Source organism: Streptomyces albireticuli (assembly GCF_021228125.1).
GTDB lineage: Bacteria > Actinomycetota > Actinomycetes > Streptomycetales > Streptomycetaceae > Streptomyces > Streptomyces albireticuli.
This window is the reverse complement of record NZ_JAJQQS010000082.1, coordinates 1-1,104: the sequence shown is the minus strand read 5'-3', so window position 1 is coordinate 1,104 and position 1,104 is coordinate 1. Positions and strand designations below refer to the sequence as shown.

The following is a 1,104-nucleotide window of genomic DNA, read 5'->3' as shown; positions in this document are numbered from 1 at the left end:
TAGGGCGTGTATCGAGTCGTGATCAGTTTGTCGGTTCCGCCCTCGCTCTGAGGGCGGAACCGGTAGTCCAGTGCACATGACGCGTGCGCAACTGACGGACGAGGGGTGGGGGTTTGTCGAGCCGTATCTGCCGGTCGGTGAGTACGGCCCGTATCCCGAGCGGCTGCGGCAGCAGTTCGAGGGAGTGATCTGGAAGTTCCGCTCGGGAGCGCAGTGGCGGGAGATGCCGGACCGGTTCGGTGCCTGGTCCACCGTGCACAACCGGTTTCGGCAGTGGCGGGACGCCGGGGTCTTCGAAGCGCTGCTGGAGGGGGTGATCGCCGAGGCGGCCGAGCGGGGCGGGGTGGACCTGTCGCTGGTCAGCGTGGACTCCACGACTGTCCGGGCCCACCACGACGCGGCCGGGATGCGCCTGGAGGAAGGCGTCCTGGACGCGTTGGAGAAGGCCGCCGCCGAAGCGGAGGCGGCCCGGCAAAAGGGGGCGGCGCGGAGGAACAAGACGGACAGGGTGACGTCTGCGATCCCGGCCGGGGCGAACGGCGGCGCGTCCGGCGACGGCGCAAGCTCCGTTTGAAAGCCGCCCAGCTCGGGCGCTCGCGAGGCGGACAGACCAGCAAGATCCACCTGGCTGCCGACCGTCACCGCCGGCCCCTGGCTCTGATCCTGACCGCCGGCCAGGCCGCGGACAGCCCACAGTTCATCCCCGTGCTCGCCAAAGTGCGCGTCCGCGGGCCCGTCGGGCGCCCCCGCACCCGACCGGGCGCAGTCGCCGCGGACAAGGCGTACTCCTCTCGCGGCAACCGCACTCACCTGCGCGAACGCGGGATCACGGCAGTCATCCCGGAGAAGAAGGACCAGGCCGCCAACCGGAAGAAGAAGGGCCGGCACGGCGGCCGGCCCGTCACCTGCGACGCCGAGCTCTACAAAGAGCGCAACACTGTCGAGCGCCTGATCAACAAGCTCAAGGCATGGCGCGGGATCGCCACCCGCTACGACAAGACCCCCGAGAGCTACCTCGCCGGAGTCCACCTCCGCGCCTCCATGATCTGGATCAAGGACCTCACCCGAACCACTCAGTGATCACGACTCAATACAGACCCTAGT

The 1,104-nt window shown here is 69.0% G+C and carries 1 pseudogene; it reads left to right on the top strand.

Annotated elements, in window-relative coordinates:
• Window positions 1–76: 76 nt before the first annotated feature.
• A pseudogene (locus tag LUZ64_RS36665) lies at window positions 77–1,080 on the top strand (IS5 family transposase).
• Window positions 1,081–1,104 lie beyond the last annotated feature (24 nt).